This window comes from uncultured Hymenobacter sp., assembly GCF_964243305.1.
GTDB lineage: Bacteria > Bacteroidota > Bacteroidia > Cytophagales > Hymenobacteraceae > Hymenobacter.
Window position 1 is genome coordinate 70047 of the sequence record NZ_CAXTEF010000012.1, and the last position, 20045, is coordinate 90091.

Here is a 20045-nt window from a genome sequence, read left to right on the forward strand (position 1 = left end):
GCTACCCGCGCGAACTACCCGCGCGCGAGGCCGGCCAGCTGCCCGGTCAGGGCGCGGCGGGAGTAGCGGGCGGGTCGCGGGCCGGGCAGGTCCAGGTTCGGAGTAGCCCGCCAGCGGGCGGCCAGCGCTTCCAGCGTAGCCAGCATCAGCTCGTCGTCGTGGTAGGGCAGCGCCTGGCCCGCGCCGCACTCCCGCAACAGATGGTCAGCATCGGAGCCGGCCGGGCCCACGCACAGCACTGGCTTGCCGGCGGCCAGATACTCAAACACTTTGCCCGGCAGAATGCCGTCGTTGCTGGCCACGTCGGGGATAGCCATCAGCAGCACCGAGCTGGCCAGCAAATACGCCACCGACTGCGCGTGCGGCACGAACGGCCGCAGCTCGGTGGCCGGCAGCAGCCCGGCCTGCTCGATTTGGGCCCGCAGCCCGGCCGACACCTGCCCCACGAAGCGCAGGCGCAGCGGCACGAGGGGGTGGCGGCGCTGGCACTCGGCCACAGCCCGCAGCAGCTTCTCAATTCCGTAGGTTTCGCTGATGGTGCCGGTGTGCGTAATCAGCAGGCAGTCGGCCGGGGGGCGCGAGGGGGCCGTGAAATCGGCTTCGTCGTAGCCGTTGGGCAGCACCTGAAACTTACCGGCCGGCAAGGCCGGATATTTATTTAAAAACAGCCGCCGCGTGGCCGCGCTGGTGGTGAGCACGGCGTCGGCCTGGGTTAGCACCCGCCGCTCGTAGCGCGCATCGAGCCAGGCGGCCGGCGCGGTGCGGTGCAGGTCCTTGGTGTAGTAAATATCCGTCCAGGGGTCGCGCAAATCGGCCAGCCAGCGCAGGCCGTGGCGCTTCTTCAATTCCAGGCCAATCAGCTGCGTGGAATGCGGCGGCGAGGACGTGAGCACCGCGTCGAAGGTTTCGCCGGCGGCCAGCAGCCGCTCGACGGCGGCCAGGGCGTAGCGGTTCCAGCCCCGGCGCGGGTCGGGCAGAAATAAGTTGCCGCGCACGAAGCGCGCGGCTTGTTGCAGCAGGCCCGGCCGGGCTTCGCTGGCAAAGCCGCCGTAGGGCACGGCCCGCCCGGTGAGCTTCTGATAAGAGCCGAATGGCTCGGCCGTGGCGGTGCGAATGACGCGCACAGCGGGCGGCACCTCAGCCAGCAAACTCTCGTCGAGGACCGGGTAAGTTGCCCGCGCCGGGTCCACGGTAATGACAGTGGGTTCGACGTTAAATTCAGCCAGGTGCTTGACGAATTTCAAGCAGCGCTGCACGCCGGCGCCGCCCGACGGCGGCCAGTAGTAGGTGATAATCAGCAGGCGCAGCGGGCGGGATTCGGGCACGGCAGGGGGGGTAGGAAAACGGGCAGCCAAGGTACGCCGGAACCCGTGTTTTGGGCTTTTTTGGCTACTTTTACAGTTCTACTTATCCTTTTCTACCACCTGGTCATGGCTGATAATTTTTCCGAAATCCTCGCTCTATTAGCCGAGCAGATGCGCGCCGCCGACCGGGACCGGGCGCGGGCCGACCAGGACCGGGAAGACAACATGCGCCGCTTCGAGCGCCTCACCGAAGTGATGATTACCGGGTTTGGGCGGTTGGAAGATAAAATTGATGGCGTCAAACAAGAGTTGACTGGCACAAATCAGCGGCTTGACCACCTTACCGAGCGAGTGGACCACCTTACCGAGCGAGTAGACCATCTCACCGAGCGGGTGGACAATCTCACTGATCGAGTCGACCACCTCACCGAGCGGGTGGACAATCTCACTGATCGAGTCGACCACCTTACCGAGCGAGTGGATACTCTCACTGATGAGCAGCGCACTATAAATCGACGCCTGCAAGCTACCTTCGGTCAGACCGGCGAACTCACCGAAAAAGTGACCGATGTGGATATGCGCCTGACCCGTACCGAGCAAATAGTCCCCACCAACGCCGAGCTGGACGCCCGTCTGCGCGAGGTAGAAAACCGCCTGCGCGACGCCTCATAAATCTTAGCCGCGCCAAACCCTATTCGCGACATTCGCGGCTTTATCTGCACCATCTGTTATTTATGTTTGACTCCCTCTCTACCAAGCTCGACAAAGCCTTTAAGACCCTCAAGGGCCAGGGCTCCATCACCGAAATCAACGTCGCGGCCACCATCAAGGAAATCCGAAGGGCGCTGGTCGATGCTGACGTTAACTACAAGGTTGCCAAGGACGTAACCGATAAAATTAAGGACGAGGCGATGGGCCGCGACGTGCTGACGACCGTCTCGCCGGGCCAGCTGATGACCAAAATCGTCTATGATGAGCTGACCGAGCTGATGGGCGGCGAGAAGCAGGACATCGTGATTAAGGGTGACCCGGCCATCATTTTGCTCTCGGGCTTGCAGGGCTCCGGCAAAACAACGTTTGCCGGCAAGCTGGCCGCGTTCATCAAAAAGCAAAACCGCACGGTGCTGCTCGTGGCCTGCGACGTGTATCGCCCGGCCGCTATCGACCAGCTCAAGGTGCTCGGCGAGCAGATTGGCGTGGAGGTTTATGCCGAGGTCGAAAACAAGAATCCGGTCGAGATTTCGCAGAATGCCATTGCCTTCGCCAAGAAAAACAACAAGAAGGTCATCATCATCGACACCGCCGGCCGCCTGGCCGTGGACGAGCAGATGATGCGCGAAATCGAGCAGGTCAAGCGCGCTATCTCGCCTTCGGAAACGCTGTTCGTGGTCGATGCCATGACCGGGCAGGACGCCGTGAACACGGCCAAAACCTTCAACGACCGCCTCAATTTCGACGGCGTGGTGCTCACCAAGCTTGATGGCGACTCGCGCGGCGGGGCGGCGCTCAGCATTCGGGCCGTGGTCGAGAAGCCCATCAAGTTTATCTCGACGGGCGAGAAGATGGAGGCACTGGACCTGTTCTACCCCGACCGCATGGCCCAGCGCATCCTGGGCATGGGCGACGTGATTTCGCTCGTTGAGCGCGCTCAGCAGCAGTTCGACGAGGATGAGGCCAAGCGCATCAACGCCAAGATTCGCAAAAACCAGTTCGACTTCAACGACTTCCTCGGGCAGCTGGAGCAAATCAAGAAGATGGGCAACCTCAAGGATTTGATGGGCATGATTCCGGGCATGAGCAAGGCCATGAAGGAAGTCGAAATTGAGGATGATGCCTTCGTGCCTGTGGAGAGCATCATCAAGAGCATGACCAAGCAGGAGCGCGCCCAGCCTGACATTATCAACGGCAGCCGCCGCAAGCGCCTGGCCAAGGGCTCCGGCACGGACATTCAGCAGGTCAATGCCCTGATGAAGCAGTTCGAGGACATGCGCAAGATGATGCGCACCATGAACAAGATGAGCCAGACCAAGGGCGGCATGGCCCAGATGGCCAAGATGATGGGCGGCATGAAGGGCGGCGGCGGCTTCGGCGGGCGGTAAGCGGGGACTCTGCGCATGAGAGAGGGGGTAGGGATTTGCCAGAATCCCTACCCCCTTCGTCTGCGTCATGGTGCCGGGCCTGCTAGCTTTACGATATGAATGATCATCACTGATATCTCGCAGCTCGACCCGAACGGTAGCTACACCTACGCCGATTATCTGACGTGGGAATTTCCGGAATACGTGGAGTTGATTGCGGGGCGCGTGGTGCCGAGGGTTACGCCGTTCACCAAGCATTAGCAGTGCGTGGGAAATTTGCTCGGCGAGCTTCACCGGGCACTTAAGCGCAGTCCGTACCGCGTTTGTCTGGGGCCGTTTGATATTCGCCTGCCCGGCAGCAACGGCTACGCTAACGAGCGGACTAACACCGTAGTACAGCCGGATATTTTTGTAGTACGCGACCCCACTAAGCTCGATGAACTCGGTTGCGTGGGAGCACCTGATTTAATTATTGAAGTTGTTTCGCCCAAGTCCCTGGTGCGCGACACCCGCACCAAATTCGACCTCTACGCTGCTCAAGGTATAGCGGAGTACTGGATTGTGTATGCCAACGAGCAAGTAATTACTGCTTTTATTCGAGATGCTAGCGGCGCTTTCGACTTAATGGGCATCTATTTCGAGCCTGGCGCCATGCCGGTGCACACGCTGCCCGGCCTGAACATTGAGTGAACCGACATCTTTGACGAGATGAAATAAGCCCCGGTTCAGTACTCCGTGCGCCCCTCGTGCCGGGCCCAGGCGCGAAAGCCTGCCAGCGCCTCATCGCGCAGCAACGGCTGCATTGGGATTTGCCGCTCTCCCAGCGGCTTTTCTATTTCCTGATAGATGAAATGGTCGTCGAAGCCGGCGTCAGCGGCGTCGGCTTTGGTGTTGCCGAAGAACACGCGCGCCGGCCGGGCCCAGTAGATGGCGCCCAGGCACATGGGGCAGGGCTCGCAGGAGGTGTAGAGGTCGCAGCCGGCGAGCTGGAACGTGCCGAGCGCGGCGCAGGCCTTGCGGATGGCGTCGATTTCGGCGTGGCAGGTCGGGTCGTGGGTGCTGGTGACCTGGTTGAAGCCGCGGGCAATAATTATCCCATCCTGGACGATGACCGCGCCGAAGGGGCCGCCGTGGCCGGCCCGCATCTTCTCGATGGAGAGCCGGATGGCTTCGCGCATGAAGGCCGGGTCGGGGGTTGGGGCGGGCATGGGGGGTAGGGGACACCGGCCGCCGAGAAGATTCGGGACAAAGCCGTGCCGTGAGGTGCTTTAGAGCCAGAAAAGTTACCGGGTCGTCGGCAGCGGTCCGGGTGAGCTGCGCAACGAATTCAATGGAATTCTCGCCAAGTTTTTCCTGCTCTTTAGGGAATTGCAGAAAAATTTATCCTCAAAATTAAATCTCGACCGGGTTGTTGGCCCGGTTGTTGTAATTTCTGAACTCGAAAGAATAGTTTTTAAGGTGTTTTGGTTGTGGAGAGGGACAGTGCTATGCGCTGTCCTTCTTTTTTTGTGGCTACTGCACCACCCGCACCTCGAACTGCTCGTCACCGGCGGCGGGCACGCGGAAGGCCCCGACGCGGCTCGGGCCGTAGCCCAGGTTCACTTTCACCCACTCATCGCGCACGGGCAGCAGGTCGAGCACCTGCTGGTGCAGGCGGCGCAGGTCGTCACGCAGGTCGGCTTCCTGCTGGGCTTGCTCGTCCTCGTCCTGGTCGTAGGAACCGGTGGGGGGGCGCTGCTCAAACGCGGCGGCAGCCTGGGCCTGCTCGGCATCAAGCAGGGGCTCGTTGCGCTGCTCGACTTGCAGCTTGCGCAAATCTTCTTCGGCGGCCAGATACGCTTTGACGGCTTCTTCGAGCGGGTGCAGGTTTGGGTCGAGGTAGTCGAGGTTGACAGCCATGAGGGGGGTAGGGAAAGGAAAGATATCAGGATATTGAAGAGCCACCCGGTGCGGCCGGGCGGTGGCGCTGGCACTTTTCGCCGCAGTACTTGACGGCGTCCCAATTGGCGCGCCACTTTTTGCGGTACTCAAACGGGCGTCCGCAGGTGGCGCAGACTTTGGTAGGTAGTTGCCCTTTTTTCAGCTGGTTAGGAGGCGGAAGCGGCACCGGAAAAACGAAAAGCAGCTCAGCGGCAGCAGCGCCGGTCTTGCCCAAACGGCCCCGGCCGCCGCGAAGTTTTGGGTAGTTTTGGCTTTTCCTTCCGTTTTCTGGTCTTTATGCTGCGCTTGCTGCTGCTTTTTCTGGGGTTTGTGGCCGGGGCCGTGCTGCCCATTCAGGCCTCGCTCAATGCCCGCGTGGGGCAGGCGGCGGGCAGCCCGCTGGTGGGGGCGCTGGTGTCGTTTGGCATCGGCACGCTGGCGCTGCTGGGCGTAGTGCTGGCGCAGGGCGCGCCGCTGCGGCAGGTGGCCGGGCTGCGTGCCCTACCCCCCCTGACGCTGGTGGGCGGCCTGCTGGGCGCGTTCTACGTGGCCGTGGTCACGGCGCTGGCCCCGCGCCTGGGCGCCACGCTCACCGTGGCCCTGGTGGTGGTGGGGCAGCTGGTGCTGGCCCTGGTGCTCGACCATTTCGGGCTGCTGGGGTTGCCGCTGCACCCCGTATCGGGGCTGCGCGCGCTGGGCGTGGCCCTGCTGCTGCTGGGCGTGTGGCTGATAAATTCGAATTGAGTTATGAGTTAAAAGGTATGAGTTGAAGCTGTTCAGGATGTGCTGATGACTTCCTAAACAGCTTCGTTATCTCTCGCTCATTGTTCCAACTCATAACTCATAATTTCTAACTTATATCTCAAAGATGACTACTACCACCGCCCCCGACATCCTGGGCCGGGCGCTGCTCGACTACCAGCAGGGCCGACAGCCGGCCACGCTCACCGTGCACTGCTCGGTGGCCGAGGACGAGCCGCTGTCGGCGGCCTATTTCTTTCGCACGGTGCTGCAAATGCCGGAGCTGGAGCGCCAGGCCCTGGATGAGTGCCGGGGCCGGGTGCTGGACCTGGGCGCCGGCGCCGGCGCCCACGCCCTAGAGCTGCAAGGCCGCGGCTTTCGGGAGGTGAAGGCCGTGGACGTGTCGGCCGGCGCGGTAGCCGTGATGCAGGCCCGCGGCGTGCGCGAGGTAGCCCGCCACAGCCTCTTCGATGCCGCGCTGGCGCAGGAGCTGCCCTACGACACGATTCTGTTGCTTATGAACGGCCTGGGCCTGGTGGGGACGCTGGCCGGCCTCGACCAGTTTCTGGCTCATGCGCGCCCGCTGCTGGCGCCCGGCGGCCAGATTCTGGCCACCTCGTCGGATGTGGCGTACCTGTATGAGGACGAGGACGGCGCCGTGGTGCTTGACCTCAACGGACCCTACCACGGCGAAATAACCTATACCCTGAGCTACGAAGGCCAGACCGGCGAGCCATTTCCCTGGCTTTTTCTCGAAGCCGCCCTGCTCCAGGATGCGGCCGAAGCCGCTGGCTACGTGGCCGAAATCATCGGCCACGACGAGCAGGACCAGTACCTGGCCCGGCTCACGCCGCTGGCCGGCACTAGCGAGCCAGCTGCTTAAACAGCACTCACTGGCGGCTGGTAGGCAGCTGCCACTCTAAAATAAAGACTCATGGATAATTCGCTGACCTACCCCGTGCGCTGGGCCGAAATGGACCCCAACGGCCACATGCGCCACTCGGCCTACGCCGACTTTGCCGCCGACCAGCGCGTAACCCTGCTGGGCCGGGCCGGCTTTGACTTAAAGCGGTTTGCCGAGCTGCGCCTGGGGCCGATTCTTTTCCGGGAGGAGACTAAATTCCTCAAGGAAGTGCGCCTGGGCGAGGCCATTCGGGTGGATGCGCGCCTGGTTAGCCTCAGCGACGACGGGGGGCGCTGGACTATTCTGCATACGCTCTACAAAGCCGATGGTCGGACCGCGGCCACCGTCACCGTCGAGGGCGCCTGGCTGGATTTGGACCAGCGTAAGCTCTGCCTGCCCCCGCCGGAGCTGGCCGCGGCCCTGCGGGCAATGAGCAGTTAACAATGAACAGTTAATAGTTAGCCTTGGGGGAGCGGCCCATTGGTAGAAGGCAGGGGTAGGAAAACAGGAAAAGCCCCCGCGGGGCGACGCGGCTAGTTGCGCAATTTGGCGCGGATGGATTGGGCCGCCCCGCGGGGGCTTTGGCGCGGGAGAGGGGGGTAGGGATTGCTGCCGATGGGCTGCTCCTATGAGGCTAGCCGCTGACTGTTCATTGTTAAGTGCTCATTGCCAATTGCCTTGGTGATGCGGCGCAACTGCTGCTGGTGGTGCAGCACGTGGTCGAGCATGAAATCCAGGGTCTGGCCGATGGTGAGCATTCCGGAGCGCGGGTGCTTGAAAATGGCGTGGTGCAGCTGCGCGCCGGGAAACTCATTAAGCAGTTGCTCAAGCTGGCGGCGCACCTGCGCCCACTGCTGGCGCAGCTCGGGCAGCGGCGGCACGGTGGCCGCGTCGGGCTCGATGCCGGCCCGCGGTGGCGCCTTGAAGCGTAGGCCCGGCAGGCGCAGGGCTAGGCGCAAGAGCCCGGAGCGCAGTTGCGCTCGCACCCCGCCGCGCTCCAGCTGCTCTTGCGCGGCCAGTTTTTTCCGCAAGTAGGCCACGATGCCCGTTTCGGCCAGCAGCAGGTGCTGCACCACCTGCGCCGCCGACCACTGCCCCGGCCTCGGCGCCGTGGTGGCGGCCGGCCCCAGCGCCTCGGTGGAGCGCAGCAGGTTTTCGGTGGCGCGCTCCAGCTGTTCGAGGCGCAGATGCAGGCGGTGATTCATGGCGCGTTGGCGGGCAGGGTGGGGGTAGGAAATAGCTGAGCCGTGGTTGCCGACAAAAGGTAAGCCAAATCCCGCACCTCCGGGCAAGGCCGACCTCTCGGCGGAGGGAGTAAGGCCACAAAAAAACGCCAGCCGGAATGCTCCGGCTGGCGTTTTTTGGTTAAGCAAGCGCGGCTACGCTAAGCTTTGGCGTAAGTCACTTCTTTCACGGCTTTTACTACCCGGCCGACATTGGGCAGGCTAGCTTCAATGAGCGTGGGGGCGTAGGGTAGGGGCACGTCGGCGCAGGTGATGCGGATGACAGGCGCGTCGAGGTAGTCAAAGGCGCGGCGCTGCACGATGTAAGCCAGCTCGCCGGAGATGCTGGCCAGCGGCCAGGCCTCTTCCACCACCACCATGCGGTTGGTTTTCTTCACCGAGTTCACCAGCGTGTCATAGTCAATTGGGCGCACCGAGCGCAGGTCGATGACCTCAGCCAGCACGCCGTCCTTGGCCAGCTCGTCGGCGGCGGCCAGGGCCACTTTCATCATCTTGCCGAAGCTCACTAGGGTCACGTGCTGGCCTGCGCGTACCACGTTGGCTTTGCCAATTTCGAGCAGGTATTCTTCTTCCGGCACTTCGCCCTTGTCGCCGTACATCAGCTCCGACTCCATGAAAATCACCGGGTCGGGGTCGCGGATGGCGGTTTTGAGCAGGCCTTTGGCGTCGTAAGGATTGCTCGGCACCACCACTTTCAGGCCCGGCGTGTTGGCGTACCAGTTCTCGAAGTTCTGCGAGTGCTGGGAGCTGAGCATCCCGGCGTTGCCGGTGGGCCCACGGAACACGATGGGACACGAATACTGCCCGCCCGACATGGAGTAGAGCTTGGCGGCCGAGTTAATCACTTGGTCGATAGCGACGAGCGAGAAGTTAAAGGTCATAAACTCAATGACCGGCAGCAGCCCGTTCATGGCCGCGCCCACACCGATACCGGCGAAGCCCAGCTCGGCAATCGGCGTGTCAAGCACCCGCTCGGGCCCGAACTCGTCGAGCATTCCCTGGCTGACTTTGTAGGCGCCGTTGTACTCGCCCACTTCCTCGCCCATGAGGAAGACGCGCGGGTCGCGGCGCATTTCTTCGCTCAGGGCCTCGCGCAGGGCTTCGCGGAATTGGATGGTACGCATAGATTTTGGTCGGTGAAAGGCAGATTTTTAGCGAGTGACAAAGCTACGACGGGGGTTGGCGTTGGGCAAATGAGAGGGGGTAGGGAAAGCAAGAAGGAACGTCATGCAGAGCGCAGCGCAGCATCTCGCGTACAGCAGTAATCTAATCGTTGCAGAAGCTGATTACTTCCCCATGCGAGATGCTTCGACAAGCTCAGCATGACGTTCCTATTGCGCTATCCTACCGCAGCGCCTCCCGGAACGCCTTGCCCTGGGCATAATCCATGAACTCCAAATCCTCCACGGCCTGCTGAGCCAGGCGGCGGTCCAGCTTCACAGCCTGGGCCAAGAGGCGGCCGGCGGCGGCTTCGTCTTTCTGGCGGGCGGCCACGATGGCCTGACCGTAGAGCGGGGCGCCCGCCGTGGGGCGCTGGGCCTGGGCTTGCTGGTACTGGGCGGCGGCTTCGGGCAGGGCGTTCTGGCGCAGGTAGAGCAAGGCCTGGTTCATGCTGTTCTGGTAGCTGGGGCCGGCGTAGCGCAGGCTGCGGGCGGCCTCGTCGGGCTGGCCGGCCTGCATTTCGAGGGCCGCGCGGTCCGAGAATATTTTGCGCAGCAGGGCTTTATCGCCGCCCTGACGGATGGCGTAGTCGTAGTTCTGGAGGGCTTCGAGCTGGTCGCCGGCGCGGTGGTAGGCCGTGGCGGCGTGGTAAAACAGCTCCGCCGTGGGGTTGCGGTGGGCGGCGAGGGTGAAGTTGGTGGCCGCCCGGCGCAGATACGCCAGACGCACCCGCTCGGTGGGCTCCTTTTCGCTGCGCTCGAGCAGCACCACAGCCAGGTTGTGGAAGGCCTGCCAGGCGCTGGTGTTAGCGGCAGCGGTTTCGTAGATGCGCTGCTTCTCCGCCAATAACGGCGTGAGCGTGGCCGAGTAGCGCAGCTCTTCGGGCGTGAGGGCGCTGGCTTCGAGCTGCTTATCGACAATCTTTTTGGAAAGCAGATACAGCTCGGAATTGTAGCGCGGCGCGGCCTCGTAGGTCACGGCCACGATGCCCTGGCGCAAAACCGGGTAGATGTAGTCGGCAATGTAGTCGTAGGCCGAGAGCTGGCGCAGCTGGGCTTCCTTGTCCAGGTACGAGCCGCGCGCCTCGTTGATGATGCTCACCACTGAGTCAATCTGCTCGGGCTTGAGGGCCGAAGTCTGCACCTTGCTCAGCAGCAAGTCCCAGCGGCGGTGGTAGGCCTGGGTGTTGAAGGTAATGTTCTCGACCTTATTGAGATACGAGAAGCCGCGCACCCGATTCACATAGTAATCCTTGAGCGCTTTCACGCGCCGGTCGGCCAGGCGCGGGTTGCGCGTGTCGGCCGAGTCGGGTGAGTGGCCGGCCACGATGAGCACGCGGCGGGTGCGCTGGTTGGCATCGATGAGGTCTTCGAGGGCCTGCACGTTGGTGCCCAGAAAGTTGCGCAGCACGGCACTACCCGCGTCGAAGTAGAAGGGCAGCGTGCGGGTGCCCGAGGTCTCATTGCGGGCCGCTTCGGGCAGGAGCACCAGGGCCGTGTCTTCGCGCACGATGAGGCGGTTGGGCTGCACGATGCCGCGGGCGACGGGCGTTTCGGCCTTGGCGGCCAGCACCTTGCCGCCGGCCTTCAGCTCCCGCACCCGGCCGCGAGCAATTAGCTCACCGGGGTTGCGGGCGGGCGTGTTGGGCAGGGTGAACTGCTTGCGGGCCACGAGCAGGCTTTTGTTGTTCTCATCATACACGTAGTCGCCGAGCACGAAGGTGAGCCGGCCCACCGAGTCTTCGCGCAGGCCGTGGTCGTAGCGGTAGCGCAGCAGCACCTCGTAGACCACGTTTTTGTGCAGGTGCCTGGCCGGCACGCGGGCCTCCACCGTGAACGGCACGGTCTCGCCCACCGCCGTGAGGGGGGTAGGGGCCACGCTGACTTGCCGGCCGGCTTCGGCAACCCGCAGCACCCGCGGCAGCGTACAAGCTGGTAGCACCGCCGCAGCCAGCAGGCCCGCCAACCGGCAAACCGTGGCGGGCTTCGTGAAAAAAAGAAGGTTTTTCAAGCGAAAATCAAAAAAGCTCTCGCGGCCTTCAACGAACAAGGGCTGCTTTTAGCCGGCCGCCGCGCCCCGAAAGTAGGCCGCGCCGGCCAACCAGCTGGCCCGCCGCGCTTGCCACATCCCCCCTGATTGCTTATCTTAGCCCAACTTATCCGCTGATTCCTATTCGCTTAGCTTATGAAAACGCTCACCACCCTCACCGATTTCCTCGAAGCCCGCTCGTTTGGTATCTGCTCGGCCTTGGGGCAGCGCTGGGGCTTCAGCACCCGTAGCGTGCGGCTTTCATTCGTGTACGTGTCGTTTTTCACGTTCGGCTCGCCGGTGGTATTCTACTTCGCCGCCGCCTTCTGGCGCGACGTGGCCCGCGGGATGCGCCAGCAGCGCAGCACCGTCTGGGATTTGTAAAGGCAGTTAAACCCCGAAAAAGACCGTCATGCCGAGCCCCGCGAAGCAGCTCTACCGCGCAGTAATTCAATCGTTGTTTAGCATTGATTACTTACGCGGTAGGGATGCTTCACTGCGTTCAGCATGACGGTCTTTTTTGGTATTTAACTGATTGAACGTCTTTTTCCCCCCGATAAAATACGCCCACACCAGGCTGCCCTGATACACGCCGGGCCGCTCGGCCACCCGCAGACGGGGCCGGGCGGCCCGGCGCTGCTTTTGCCAGTAGCCGAGCTGGCCGTAGAAGCTGAGGTGAGCCCGAACGACCGCCCAGCAATTCCCTACCCCCCCCCCGGCCAGAAAGCGCAGCCCCGCCACGCCGTCGAGCAGCAGGCGCTGCACCATTGGCCAATACAGCTCGCCGGACGCGGCATTCTTGTAAAGCATAGCCAGGCCGTTGCGGAAGTTGAGAAAGGTTTTGTGGGGGTTGGTTTTGGGCAGCGTGCCGCCGCCCACGTGCTGCACGGCGCTTTGGCCGCAGTACCAGACCTCGTAGCCGGCGTTCCAGAAGCGCCAGCACAAGTCGATTTCTTCCATGTGGGCGAAAAACGCGGGCTCCAGGCCGCCGAGCGCGTGCCAGGCCTCGGCGCGCACCAGCAGGCAGGCGCCGCTGGCCCAGGCCACCGGCCGGGCGTCATCGTACTGACCCTCATCACGTTCCAGTGTGTCGAAGAGCCGGCCCCGACAGAAGGGGTAGGCCAGCCGGTCGAGGTAGCCGCCACCAGCGCCAGCATACTCAAACTGCGCCGGGTCGGCGTAGCTCAGAATCTTAGGCTGCCCGGCGGCGATGCGCGGGTTAGCTTCCAGGAGCTCGCGCAGCGGCGGCAGCCAGCCGGGCGCCACGGCCACGTCGGAGTTCAGCAGCACGTAGTAGCGAAACCGCCCTTGCAGCTGCGCCAGCGCCTGGTTGTAGCCTTCGCAGAAGCCCAGGTTTTCGGGGTGCGCCAGCATTTCCACGGCCGGAAACTCTCGCGCCAGCAGCGCCCGCGACTCATCGGTCGAGGCGTTGTCGACGACAATGACACTCGCGCCAGCGGCGGCGGCCAGCACGCCAGGCAGAAACCGGCGCAGGAAACCGGCGCCATTCCAATTTAGAATAACGATGGCGGTGTCGGCAGCATTTGGGCCGGGCGGGGGGGGTAGGGGCGAAAGCTTAGCCTCCAAAGTTGCCCAAATCCAAGCCCGGAATGTTGGGCATCAGGCCGCTAGTTTGGCGCTGCAGCTCCACGCGGGCCTGCTCGGCTACGTCGGTGAGGGCCTTGTTGACAGCGGCCACCACGAGGTCGGCGAGCATGTCGCGGTCCTGGGGCGTGAGCAGGGTTTCGTCGATTTCAATCTTGAGTAGTTGGCGGTGGCCGTTGGCCGTGGCCCGCACGAGGCCGCCGCCAGCCTCGCCAGTGGCCGTGAGATGCTGAAGCTGGTCCTGGGCCTGCTGCATCTTGTCTTGCAGCTCTTTCACTTTGCCCATCATGCCGTTGAGGTCGAATGCCATTTTTTATTTTATTTATCAGTGGATATTTAGTGGAAAGAACGTCAGTGGAAAGAACATCATGCTGAGCCTAAGCGAAGCATCTTGCCAGGAGCAGTAATCAGCTTCCTTGACGATTAGGTTAGTGCTGCCCGCGAGATGCTTCGCTTAGGCTCAGCACGACGTTCCCTGTACTTATCTCAATTCCTCATTTAAGAATTGTGACCGTGCCGGTTTGTTGCACCAGCTGGCCGGCCTCGTCGCTCAGGCTCAGGCGCCAGACGTAGGCGCCGTTGACGGGAGCACGGCCGCCGATGCGGCCGTCCCAGGTCTGGGCGCGGTCGGTGGCGCGAAAAACTTCCTGGCCGTTGCGGTCGAACACGGTAAACAGAAAGCTGCGCAAAAACCTTCCCTTGATTTCCAGCACATCATTCAGCCCGTCGCCGTTGGGCGTGAAAGCGTTGGGCACCGCGATGCGCACCGGGCGCACCACCGCGGCCAGATTGGAGAAGGTAGGCGCGCTCAGGCCCAGCCCGCTCACTTCGAGGCGGTAGCGCAGGGTCTGGCCCTCCGGGGGCAGGGTTTGGTCGAGGTAAGAGTTGCCGCTCACGGGCACGGCGCGCAGCTCGTTGCCGGCCGCGTTTAGCAGCAGCAGGCGGTAGCGCGGCGGTTGGGCGGGGTCGGGACCGGTGGGCGTGGTCCAGCTCAGGCGCACGGCCGGGTCCGGGCTGGCGGGCACGGCCTCGGCGCGCAGCAGGGCCGGGCAGGCGGCGTTGCTGGCCGTGGCGGCAGCGTTGCCGCACTGGTCGGCCAGGCGCACCAAGTAGCAGGGCGGCTGCGCCAGCAAGGTGCTGAGCTGGGTTGAGTCGCGCAAAGCTGCCGCGCTGGTTGGCTGGCCCAGCACCTGCGGCGCCTGTCCGCCCAGGCTCCGACTAAACACGAGCTGGCTGCTGGCCGGCACCGGCTGACCGCCGGGCAGCGTGGCCGTCAGGCTCACGCGGTTGCGCAAATCGAAGCTGGCCGCGAGCAAGGGGGTCGGCGGCGCCAGCGTAGACTGCGCGCTCAGGCTGACTTCGTTGGAAATCGACTGCCGGGCCTCAGTCAGCACCGCCGTCAGGCGGTAGGTGTAGCGGGTGCCGCACACCACCTCGGCATCCTCGAACGTGGCCGGCAGGGTAGGGAAGGTGCGCAGCAGCTGCGCCGCGCTGGTGCCGGCCGTGCGGCGCAGCTCGTAGCGCAGGGCGCCGGTGGTACTCGTGCCGAAGGTGAGCAGGTTGCGGCCATTGCCGGCACTGGCTTCCAGCTCCAGGGTGCAGATATCGGCGGTGAAAGCCTCGGCCGTGCCGCAGGCATCGCGCCGGCGCAGGCGGTAGCAGCCGGGTGGGGCGTTCAGGAGGGGGAAGCTGCCGTTGGCCGGCACCGGGCCAATGTCACGGTAGCCACCGGGCACGCTGGCATCGGCCAGCTGCACGGTGTAAAAATAGCCCGGCGTGAGCTGGCTCACCTCCAGGGTTGCGGGCCCCGGCAGCAGACCGGCCAGCGTGAGGCCGGAGAACACCGGCGCAACGGGGGCGGCCAGCGGGGCCAGCGTCTGGGTAGCGCTGCCCTCGCACAGGCCGTTTTGGGTGTAGCGCCCCAGCAGCGTGAAGCTGCCCGTGCCGGCCGGCACCGTGGCCGTCTGCCCGCGGCTGAGCGCAATCTCGGCAGGGCCGGTGCCAGCCACGCGCAGGCCGTAGCTGTCGTAGTTCGTATCCGTGATGGTAATCAGGGCCGTATTATTGGCGCAGGGCGCGAGGTTAAAAGTAGGAGGGGGGGTAGGGAAAACGGTGAAGTTGCGAAAATACACCACCGAGCGGGCCGTGGCGCCGCTGCCCACATTCGAGTTTTCCGACACCGTGACCGGCCCCGCCGCCGTGGGCGTGTAGAGGTTGGTGGGCTGGCCGGGCAGGTTGAAGTTGCAGCCGGGGGGTAGGGCATTGACGCCGGGCTGCACCACGAAAAACGTCGGGATATCAGTGTTCACCACCCGGCCGGGGCTCAGCTCAAACCGCACTGGCCGGCCCATGCAAAACGCCTGCACCTCCTGGCCGGTCTGCGCGTCAAAAGCGCGGAAAGGCAGCAGTAACTGCGGCTCGGTTGCGCACTGGCCCAGCACCGGCTGCGGCAAATAGGCTCCACTAAAAGCCAGCAGCACGAGAAGCGCGCGACAGAATACTTTCAACATAAGCTACAGATTAGCAGCATATTTCTTAAATCCGACTCAACCTTCAGTTAATTAAACAGCGTCCGCTGAAATGAACCCAGCCCTACTCCCCTACCAGCGGTCAAGGTGCCGGAATGTGAAACCCGCTCAGGGCCAGTCAAACCTACGTACGAAGCTGGCCGCCGCGGGCAGGTCAGCAGAGGACGCTTGCCTGCCGCCTGGCCCGGCTTCGCCAAACGCAGCCAGCACCATTTTCAGTACCTCGGACAAGCGGCCTGGCTGCTGCCTGGCCAGCGCCTGCCTGGCTGCCAGCAGCTCGATGCCCAGCAGTTGCTCGGTGTTTTCGACCGCCCGGTGGGCCTTGGTCGCGGCGTTGGCACTCAGGCTCAGGTGGTCGGCCCGGCCGGGGCCGCCGGAATCCAGGCTGGCTGGGGTGCTCAGCTGCTTGTTCTGGCCCACGAGGCTGGCCGCGGAGTACGGCAGCCCGGATTCCTGGCCGGGCCCGGCCGCCAGCACGTGGCCGGTGCGCCGCTCGGAAATGCTGCCCAGCCCGGCCACGGCCAGCGCCAGATGGTCGAGGGCCAGCGCCAGCGGCTGCCCGTGAAAGTTGCCGCTGCCCAGCAGCAAATCATCCGCAGGAATTATGGCCAGCGCTTCCGTGCCAGAGTTGCACTCTGTCTCAATAGTTTGTGCTACGTAAGCTAAAGCGTCGCGCGAGGCCCCGTGCACCTGTGGCACGCAGCGGAATGAGTACGGAGTAAGTTCAGCGCCGGCAGGGTTGGCGGCGGACAGCTCCGGGCCTGCCAGTAGCTCGCGCAGGCGCCGGGCCACCACCCCCGGCCCGGCATGGGGCCGCAGGCGGAGCAGGCGCTCCTCAAAAAACGCAAGCCGCCCACCGAACGCCGTCACCGACAATGCCCCAATAACATCTGCCGCCCGGCAGAGTCGTTCGGTACGCAAGGCCGCGTCTACGGCGTAGGCCAGCGTAAACTGCGTGCCGCTGAGCAAGGCCAGCTCTTCCGGCGCCGACAGGCTCAGCGGGGCCCAACTAAACAAACTCAGCGCGTCGGCTGCGGCCAAGCGGTAGCCTTGGTAGTTTACCTCGCCCAGCAGCAGCAGCGGCAAACCCAGGTGAGCCAGGGCCGATGAGTCGCCGAAAATGCCGGTCGCGCCCTGCTCATACACCACCGGGTACAGCTCGCGGTTATACATGTCGAGCAGCCGCTGCACCGTGGCCGGCGCCACGCCGCTGTGGCCGTAGCTCAGGCTGCGAGCCTTGAGCAGCAGCATGAGGCGGACCAGCTCAGCGGGCACTTCGGCGCCGATGCCGCCGGCGTGGGCCAGAAGCAGGCTGGCGGGGGGCGGCTGGTCAGGGGCCCGGCGGCTGGCGCCCGGCGGGGCGCTGAGTTGGAAGAGGTCGCCGAGTAGCGTCGGCGCTTGCTCAAGGCGCCGGCGCAAGTAGGCGTGGCCGGCCTGAAGGCGGGTTTTGGCGTCGTCAGCCAGGCGGATGGTGACCCGGCTGGCGAGCAGAGTGCCCAGCTCAGCCAGGGTAAGAAACTGCGTGGGCGAGAGCAGGTAGTCGGCGGGCATAGAGGCGGGGATTCTGGAGTATGCTATCAGTTTCCTACCCCCTATTCCGCGCTCAGAGCCTGCTCAATGCCCGCCAGCGGCAGGGTTTTCTCCTCACCGGAGGCCATGATTTTCACCTTCACCACGCCGGCGGCCAGCTCTTCCGGGCCCAGCAAGAGCACCAGCGGAATGCCCTTGGCGTTGGCATATTGGAGCTGCCGCCCCAGCTTCACGGGGTCGGGATACAGCTCGCTGGGGATGCCCGCCGCCCGCAGCCGGGCCAGCACCGGCAGCGCCGCCCGGCCGCTGGCCGCGTCGAAATGCGTCAGCAGACAGCGCGTGGGCGTCTCGGCCGGCTGGCGGAACAAATCCAGCGCCTCCAGGCAGTCATACAGTCTATCGACGCCAAACGAAAACCCTACCCCCGACACGTTCGGCAACCCGAAGGCGCCGGTCAGGTTGTCGTAGCGCCCGCCGCCGCTGACGGAGCCCATCTGCACGTTGTTGATTTTCACCTCGAAGATGCAGCCCGTGTAGTAGCTCAGGCCGCGGGCCAGCGTGGGGTCCAGCTCCAGGCGGCTTTCTTGTTTAAAGCCCGAGGCGCGTAGCAAATCCAGCACCTCGGCCAGCTGCGCGAGGCCGCGGGCGCCGTCGCTGGGCGCCGCTTCGTCGGCTGGGCCGTCGGCGCTGGCCAGCACTGCAACGCTGGCGGAAAGGCCAGCTTGCAGCTGCGTCAGCTTCTCCTCGAAGCTGCCCGACACGGCCAGCAGCTCAAAGACTTTCGCAATCGACGCCTCTGAAAACCCCCGCTCGCCCAGCTCCTTGCTCACGCCGTCCGGCCCGATTTTGTCGAGCTTATCGAGCGCCACGAACAGGTCTGTTTCCCTACCCTCCCCCAGCGCCTGAAACAGGCCCGACAGCACCCCGCGGTGGTTTATCTTAATCGTGAAGTCGTCCAGCCCCAGCGCCGGCAGCACCTCGCTTATCATCAGCACAATCTCGGTCTCGCAGAGCAGTGAAGAAGTGCCCACCACGTCGGCATCGCACTGCATGAACTCGCGGTAGCGCCCGCGCTGCGGCCGGTCGGCGCGCCAGACGGGCTGCATCTGGTAGCGGCGGAAGGGAAACGTGAGCGTGCCGCGGTTCATGGCCACGTAGCGGGCAAAGGGCACGGTCAGGTCGTAGCGCAGGCCTTTCTCGGCAATCTTGGGCAGGATGCGCCGGCTGCCTTCGCTTAAATCCTCGCTCGTAACATCCTTGGCAAAGTCGCCGGAGTTGAGCACTTTAAACAGGAGTTGGTCGCCCTCGTCGCCGTACTTGCCGGTGAGCACGCTCAGGTTTTCCAGCGTCGGCGTTTCCAGCGGCGCGTAGCCGAAGCGCTCGAACGTGCGCCGGATGGTATCGAGAATAAAGCGGCGCCGCGCCACCTGCGCCGGCCCAAAGTCGCGGGTGCCTTTCGGAATACTGGGTTTTTGCATGATGAAGCAAAGGTACAGGCCCGCCCGAACGAAAAACTCCCCTCCTGAAATAAGGAGGGGAGCTAACGTTTTGTAATGCGCAGCGGTACTTATGCCAACACCTTGCGCACGGCCTTCTTACGCTCACTCGCGCGCACGCCGCCGACCTGCTCATACTCCGTGCTATCCTTGGTGTACTTCAGGCCCACGGCCGTGAGCATGGCGCTCGACTTCTGAGCTAAGCCTTTTTCGGCGTTGTCAAGCTGGTTTTTGAGGGCGTCAAGCGTCTTGCGCGCCTGGTTGTAGCCGTCGAGGCTGGCTTGTACCTCGGCAATCTGGTCCTGGTAGGATTTGATGGAGTGGCCATTGCCCAGGTCGAGCTTGCCCGTGGGGTCAATGGCGTTGAGGCCATTGAGGCGCTTGGTGGCGGCGGCTAGCTCCGCCGATTCGCGTTGAATTGATGCCATAATGCAGTAAAAGGTAATAAAAGTGAAAAAATAGATATTTTCGAGTTAATTAGGGCAAAAGCTGCGCCAAAGATGAGCTTCGCAACGCTGGCTACGGCTAAGCACCGGCTGGTTTAGTCTTGGTCGGCACTGGTGAAGCCTTTACTGACGCTGGCAAAGTCTTTACCAACGTCAGTAAAAGCTTCACCAGCTTCAAATGAGTCCTTTCCAGTCTTGATTAAGAAGGTATCAGCAGTAGAAAAGCTTGTCGCAGTTTTAGTAACTCTTTTTCCGGCACTGGATAAGCCTTTGCCAGGTTTGATAAAAATTTATCTGGTCTTGGTAATTCACTTTCTAGGCCTGATAAAGTTCTTGCCAGAAGCCACAAAAGCTTAAAAAGCCGCCCCAAACAAGTTGGAGCGGCTTTCCAGCAGCCTCGCAGGCCGTGCCAGCTTGGCAGCCGGCCGGCTTTGCTGCTCCCAGAGGCGCGGCTGCCTAACTCTTTCTATACACGCCTGCACTGATAGCCGTATAGCTGGGGTTGGAATATTTACACCTCTTGTTTCCAAAGTTCGGGAGCTACTTGCTCTCTTAAATCATGTAAGTCAATAGAGCGCATCCAACGTAATTTGGGTCCGGGACTTGAGGCTACATGGCAAACATTGAAAGCACTACGCCCTGGGCTACCAGAGTTACCAAAATAATGCACATGAGCATTCTTTATAGCTTCGTTTACTGAATCAGCAAACACAGGTTCAGCATAGGGAAATTTCTCTGCGTTTTGAAGCGGCAGCACTACGCACCTGCAATCCAGCAGCTTGCCATAATCTTTTGGGATATCCCCATCTAAATCGGGGACGTTATGCAGCGGAGCGTAGATGTGTAGTGGCTCGCGTAATTCAATGTGAAAAGCATAGGACTCAGTGGTCTCGTCATTAGGACTACTCAATAGAAAGGAAAGTCTTGCACCAACTGGCAATATCTCCAATGTTTTGTAGCCCTTACCTCGAATTCGAGCCAATATTTTTAACTCTTCGCTTGTACGAATTGCAGCCACGTAGTTGCCAGCAGGGGAAGCATCAGTCAAGTCGCGTGCTTG

General features: G+C 62.9%; 23 protein-coding genes. 9 read left to right on the top strand and 14 right to left on the bottom strand.

The window, feature by feature from the left end:
- Positions 1-14: 14 nt before the first annotated feature.
- A complete protein-coding gene (locus ACFE70_RS09405) occupies positions 15-1325 on the bottom strand; it encodes a glycosyltransferase family 4 protein (RefSeq protein ID WP_375417480.1) in 1311 nt (436 codons plus the stop codon).
- Positions 1326-1385: 60 nt separating this feature from the next.
- Here ACFE70_RS09405 and ACFE70_RS09410 point away from each other — a divergent pair, with 60 nt between their 5' ends.
- From ACFE70_RS09410 to ACFE70_RS09425, 4 genes are all read left to right on the top strand, one after another.
- A complete protein-coding gene (locus ACFE70_RS09410) occupies positions 1386-1976 on the top strand; it encodes a hypothetical protein (protein ID WP_375417481.1) in 591 nt (196 codons plus the stop codon).
- A 62-nt stretch (positions 1977-2038) separates the two neighbouring features.
- Positions 2039-3403: a signal recognition particle protein gene (gene ffh, locus ACFE70_RS09415; protein WP_375417482.1), complete on the top strand. Its 1365-nt coding sequence runs from the start codon at positions 2039-2041 to the stop codon at positions 3401-3403.
- Between the two features lie 99 nt (positions 3404-3502).
- Positions 3503-3643, top strand: coding sequence for a hypothetical protein (locus ACFE70_RS09420; protein WP_375417483.1), 141 nt, complete (start codon positions 3503-3505; stop codon positions 3641-3643).
- A gap of 6 nt (positions 3644-3649) precedes the next feature.
- Positions 3650-4072, top strand: coding sequence for a Uma2 family endonuclease (locus tag ACFE70_RS09425; RefSeq protein WP_375417484.1), 423 nt, complete (start codon positions 3650-3652; stop codon positions 4070-4072).
- Positions 4073-4107: 35 nt separating this feature from the next.
- Here ACFE70_RS09425 and ACFE70_RS09430 read toward each other — a convergent pair whose 3' ends face one another.
- The 3 genes from ACFE70_RS09430 to ACFE70_RS09440 all read right to left on the bottom strand — a co-directional run bounded on the left by ACFE70_RS09430 (position 4108) and on the right by ACFE70_RS09440 (position 5489).
- Positions 4108-4590 carry a nucleoside deaminase gene (locus ACFE70_RS09430; RefSeq protein WP_375417485.1) on the bottom strand — a complete coding sequence of 161 codons (483 nt, stop codon included), beginning with the start codon at positions 4588-4590 and terminating at the stop codon, positions 4108-4110.
- A 304-nt stretch (positions 4591-4894) separates the two neighbouring features.
- Positions 4895-5281, bottom strand: coding sequence for a hypothetical protein (locus tag ACFE70_RS09435; protein WP_375417486.1), 387 nt, complete (start codon positions 5279-5281; stop codon positions 4895-4897).
- A gap of 25 nt (positions 5282-5306) precedes the next feature.
- Entirely contained in the window at positions 5307-5489 is a 183-nt protein-coding gene (locus tag ACFE70_RS09440; protein ID WP_375417487.1) for a DUF2256 domain-containing protein, read from the bottom strand.
- 110 nt (positions 5490-5599) lie between these two features.
- Between ACFE70_RS09440 and ACFE70_RS09445 the strand changes: the two genes are divergently transcribed.
- The 3 genes from ACFE70_RS09445 (at position 5600) to ACFE70_RS09455 (ending at position 7388) form a co-directional block, all read left to right on the top strand.
- Positions 5600-6046, top strand: coding sequence for a DMT family transporter (locus ACFE70_RS09445; RefSeq protein ID WP_375417488.1), 447 nt, complete (start codon positions 5600-5602; stop codon positions 6044-6046).
- A 124-nt stretch (positions 6047-6170) separates the two neighbouring features.
- Positions 6171-6926: a class I SAM-dependent methyltransferase gene (locus tag ACFE70_RS09450; protein WP_375417489.1), complete on the top strand. Its 756-nt coding sequence runs from the start codon at positions 6171-6173 to the stop codon at positions 6924-6926.
- 51 nt (positions 6927-6977) lie between these two features.
- Entirely contained in the window at positions 6978-7388 is a 411-nt protein-coding gene (locus ACFE70_RS09455) for an acyl-CoA thioesterase (protein ID WP_375417490.1), read from the top strand.
- Positions 7389-7573: 185 nt separating this feature from the next.
- Here ACFE70_RS09455 and ACFE70_RS09460 read toward each other — a convergent pair whose 3' ends face one another.
- The 3 genes from ACFE70_RS09460 to ACFE70_RS09470 all read right to left on the bottom strand — a co-directional run bounded on the left by ACFE70_RS09460 (position 7574) and on the right by ACFE70_RS09470 (position 11362).
- Positions 7574-8152, bottom strand: coding sequence for a DinB family protein (locus ACFE70_RS09460; RefSeq protein ID WP_375417491.1), 579 nt, complete (start codon positions 8150-8152; stop codon positions 7574-7576).
- A 179-nt stretch (positions 8153-8331) separates the two neighbouring features.
- Positions 8332-9315 (bottom strand): pyruvate dehydrogenase complex E1 component subunit beta, encoded by a 984-nt coding sequence (locus ACFE70_RS09465; protein ID WP_375417492.1) that lies wholly within the window; start codon positions 9313-9315, stop codon positions 8332-8334.
- 220 nt (positions 9316-9535) lie between these two features.
- Positions 9536-11362 (bottom strand): hypothetical protein, encoded by a 1827-nt coding sequence (locus ACFE70_RS09470; protein ID WP_375417493.1) that lies wholly within the window; start codon positions 11360-11362, stop codon positions 9536-9538.
- A gap of 174 nt (positions 11363-11536) precedes the next feature.
- On the opposite strand from ACFE70_RS09470, the gene ACFE70_RS09475 reads away from it, so the two are divergent.
- A complete protein-coding gene (locus ACFE70_RS09475; protein ID WP_375417494.1) occupies positions 11537-11764 on the top strand; it encodes a PspC domain-containing protein in 228 nt (75 codons plus the stop codon).
- A gap of 87 nt (positions 11765-11851) precedes the next feature.
- On the opposite strand, the gene ACFE70_RS09480 is transcribed toward ACFE70_RS09475, so the two are convergent.
- From ACFE70_RS09480 to ACFE70_RS09505, 6 genes are all read right to left on the bottom strand, one after another.
- Complete coding sequence (locus ACFE70_RS09480; RefSeq protein ID WP_375417495.1) at positions 11852-12967, bottom strand: glycosyltransferase family 2 protein; 1116 nt, start codon at positions 12965-12967, stop codon at positions 11852-11854.
- Entirely contained in the window at positions 12957-13295 is a 339-nt protein-coding gene (locus ACFE70_RS09485; protein ID WP_375417496.1) for a YbaB/EbfC family nucleoid-associated protein, read from the bottom strand. The genes ACFE70_RS09480 and ACFE70_RS09485 overlap by 11 nt, the downstream gene beginning before the upstream one ends.
- Positions 13296-13479: 184 nt before the next feature.
- Positions 13480-15465 carry a gliding motility-associated C-terminal domain-containing protein gene (locus tag ACFE70_RS09490; protein WP_375417497.1) on the bottom strand — a complete coding sequence of 662 codons (1986 nt, stop codon included), beginning with the start codon at positions 15463-15465 and terminating at the stop codon, positions 13480-13482.
- Between the two features lie 156 nt (positions 15466-15621).
- Positions 15622-17064 (bottom strand): aromatic amino acid lyase, encoded by a 1443-nt coding sequence (locus ACFE70_RS09495; RefSeq protein WP_375417498.1) that lies wholly within the window; start codon positions 17062-17064, stop codon positions 15622-15624.
- 41 nt (positions 17065-17105) lie between these two features.
- Positions 17106-18521 carry a histidine--tRNA ligase gene (gene hisS / locus ACFE70_RS09500; protein WP_375417499.1) on the bottom strand — a complete coding sequence of 472 codons (1416 nt, stop codon included), beginning with the start codon at positions 18519-18521 and terminating at the stop codon, positions 17106-17108.
- Between the two features lie 89 nt (positions 18522-18610).
- Entirely contained in the window at positions 18611-18967 is a 357-nt protein-coding gene (locus ACFE70_RS09505; RefSeq protein WP_375417500.1) for a hypothetical protein, read from the bottom strand.
- A 132-nt stretch (positions 18968-19099) separates the two neighbouring features.
- On the opposite strand from ACFE70_RS09505, the gene ACFE70_RS09510 reads away from it, so the two are divergent.
- Positions 19100-19342 (top strand): hypothetical protein, encoded by a 243-nt coding sequence (locus ACFE70_RS09510; protein ID WP_375417501.1) that lies wholly within the window; start codon positions 19100-19102, stop codon positions 19340-19342.
- 154 nt (positions 19343-19496) lie between these two features.
- Here the strand turns inward: ACFE70_RS09510 and ACFE70_RS09515 are convergent.
- The coding region (locus tag ACFE70_RS09515) for a hypothetical protein (protein ID WP_375417502.1) at positions 19497-20045 on the bottom strand (549 nt) is incomplete at its 5' end.

Excerpts from the sequence above, each read along its gene's own strand:
- ffh (WP_375417482.1), top strand. The coding sequence starts at position 2,039 with ATGTTTGACTCCCTCTCTACCAAGCTCGACAAAGCCTTTAAGACCCTC.
- ACFE70_RS09420 (WP_375417483.1), top strand. The coding sequence starts at position 3,503 with ATGATCATCACTGATATCTCGCAGCTCGACCCGAACGGTAGCTACACC.
- ACFE70_RS09430 (WP_375417485.1), bottom strand. The coding sequence starts at position 4,590 with ATGCCCGCCCCAACCCCCGACCCGGCCTTCATGCGCGAAGCCATCCGG.
- ACFE70_RS09435 (WP_375417486.1), bottom strand. The coding sequence starts at position 5,281 with ATGGCTGTCAACCTCGACTACCTCGACCCAAACCTGCACCCGCTCGAA.
- ACFE70_RS09445 (WP_375417488.1), top strand. The coding sequence starts at position 5,600 with ATGCTGCGCTTGCTGCTGCTTTTTCTGGGGTTTGTGGCCGGGGCCGTG.
- ACFE70_RS09450 (WP_375417489.1), top strand. The coding sequence starts at position 6,171 with ATGACTACTACCACCGCCCCCGACATCCTGGGCCGGGCGCTGCTCGAC.
- ACFE70_RS09455 (WP_375417490.1), top strand. The coding sequence starts at position 6,978 with ATGGATAATTCGCTGACCTACCCCGTGCGCTGGGCCGAAATGGACCCC.
- ACFE70_RS09460 (WP_375417491.1), bottom strand. The coding sequence starts at position 8,152 with ATGAATCACCGCCTGCATCTGCGCCTCGAACAGCTGGAGCGCGCCACC.
- ACFE70_RS09465 (WP_375417492.1), bottom strand. The coding sequence starts at position 9,315 with ATGCGTACCATCCAATTCCGCGAAGCCCTGCGCGAGGCCCTGAGCGAA.
- ACFE70_RS09475 (WP_375417494.1), top strand. The coding sequence starts at position 11,537 with ATGAAAACGCTCACCACCCTCACCGATTTCCTCGAAGCCCGCTCGTTT.
- ACFE70_RS09485 (WP_375417496.1), bottom strand. The coding sequence starts at position 13,295 with ATGGCATTCGACCTCAACGGCATGATGGGCAAAGTGAAAGAGCTGCAA.
- ACFE70_RS09495 (WP_375417498.1), bottom strand. The coding sequence starts at position 17,064 with ATGCCCGCCGACTACCTGCTCTCGCCCACGCAGTTTCTTACCCTGGCT.
- hisS (WP_375417499.1), bottom strand. The coding sequence starts at position 18,521 with ATGCAAAAACCCAGTATTCCGAAAGGCACCCGCGACTTTGGGCCGGCG.
- ACFE70_RS09505 (WP_375417500.1), bottom strand. The coding sequence starts at position 18,967 with ATGGCATCAATTCAACGCGAATCGGCGGAGCTAGCCGCCGCCACCAAG.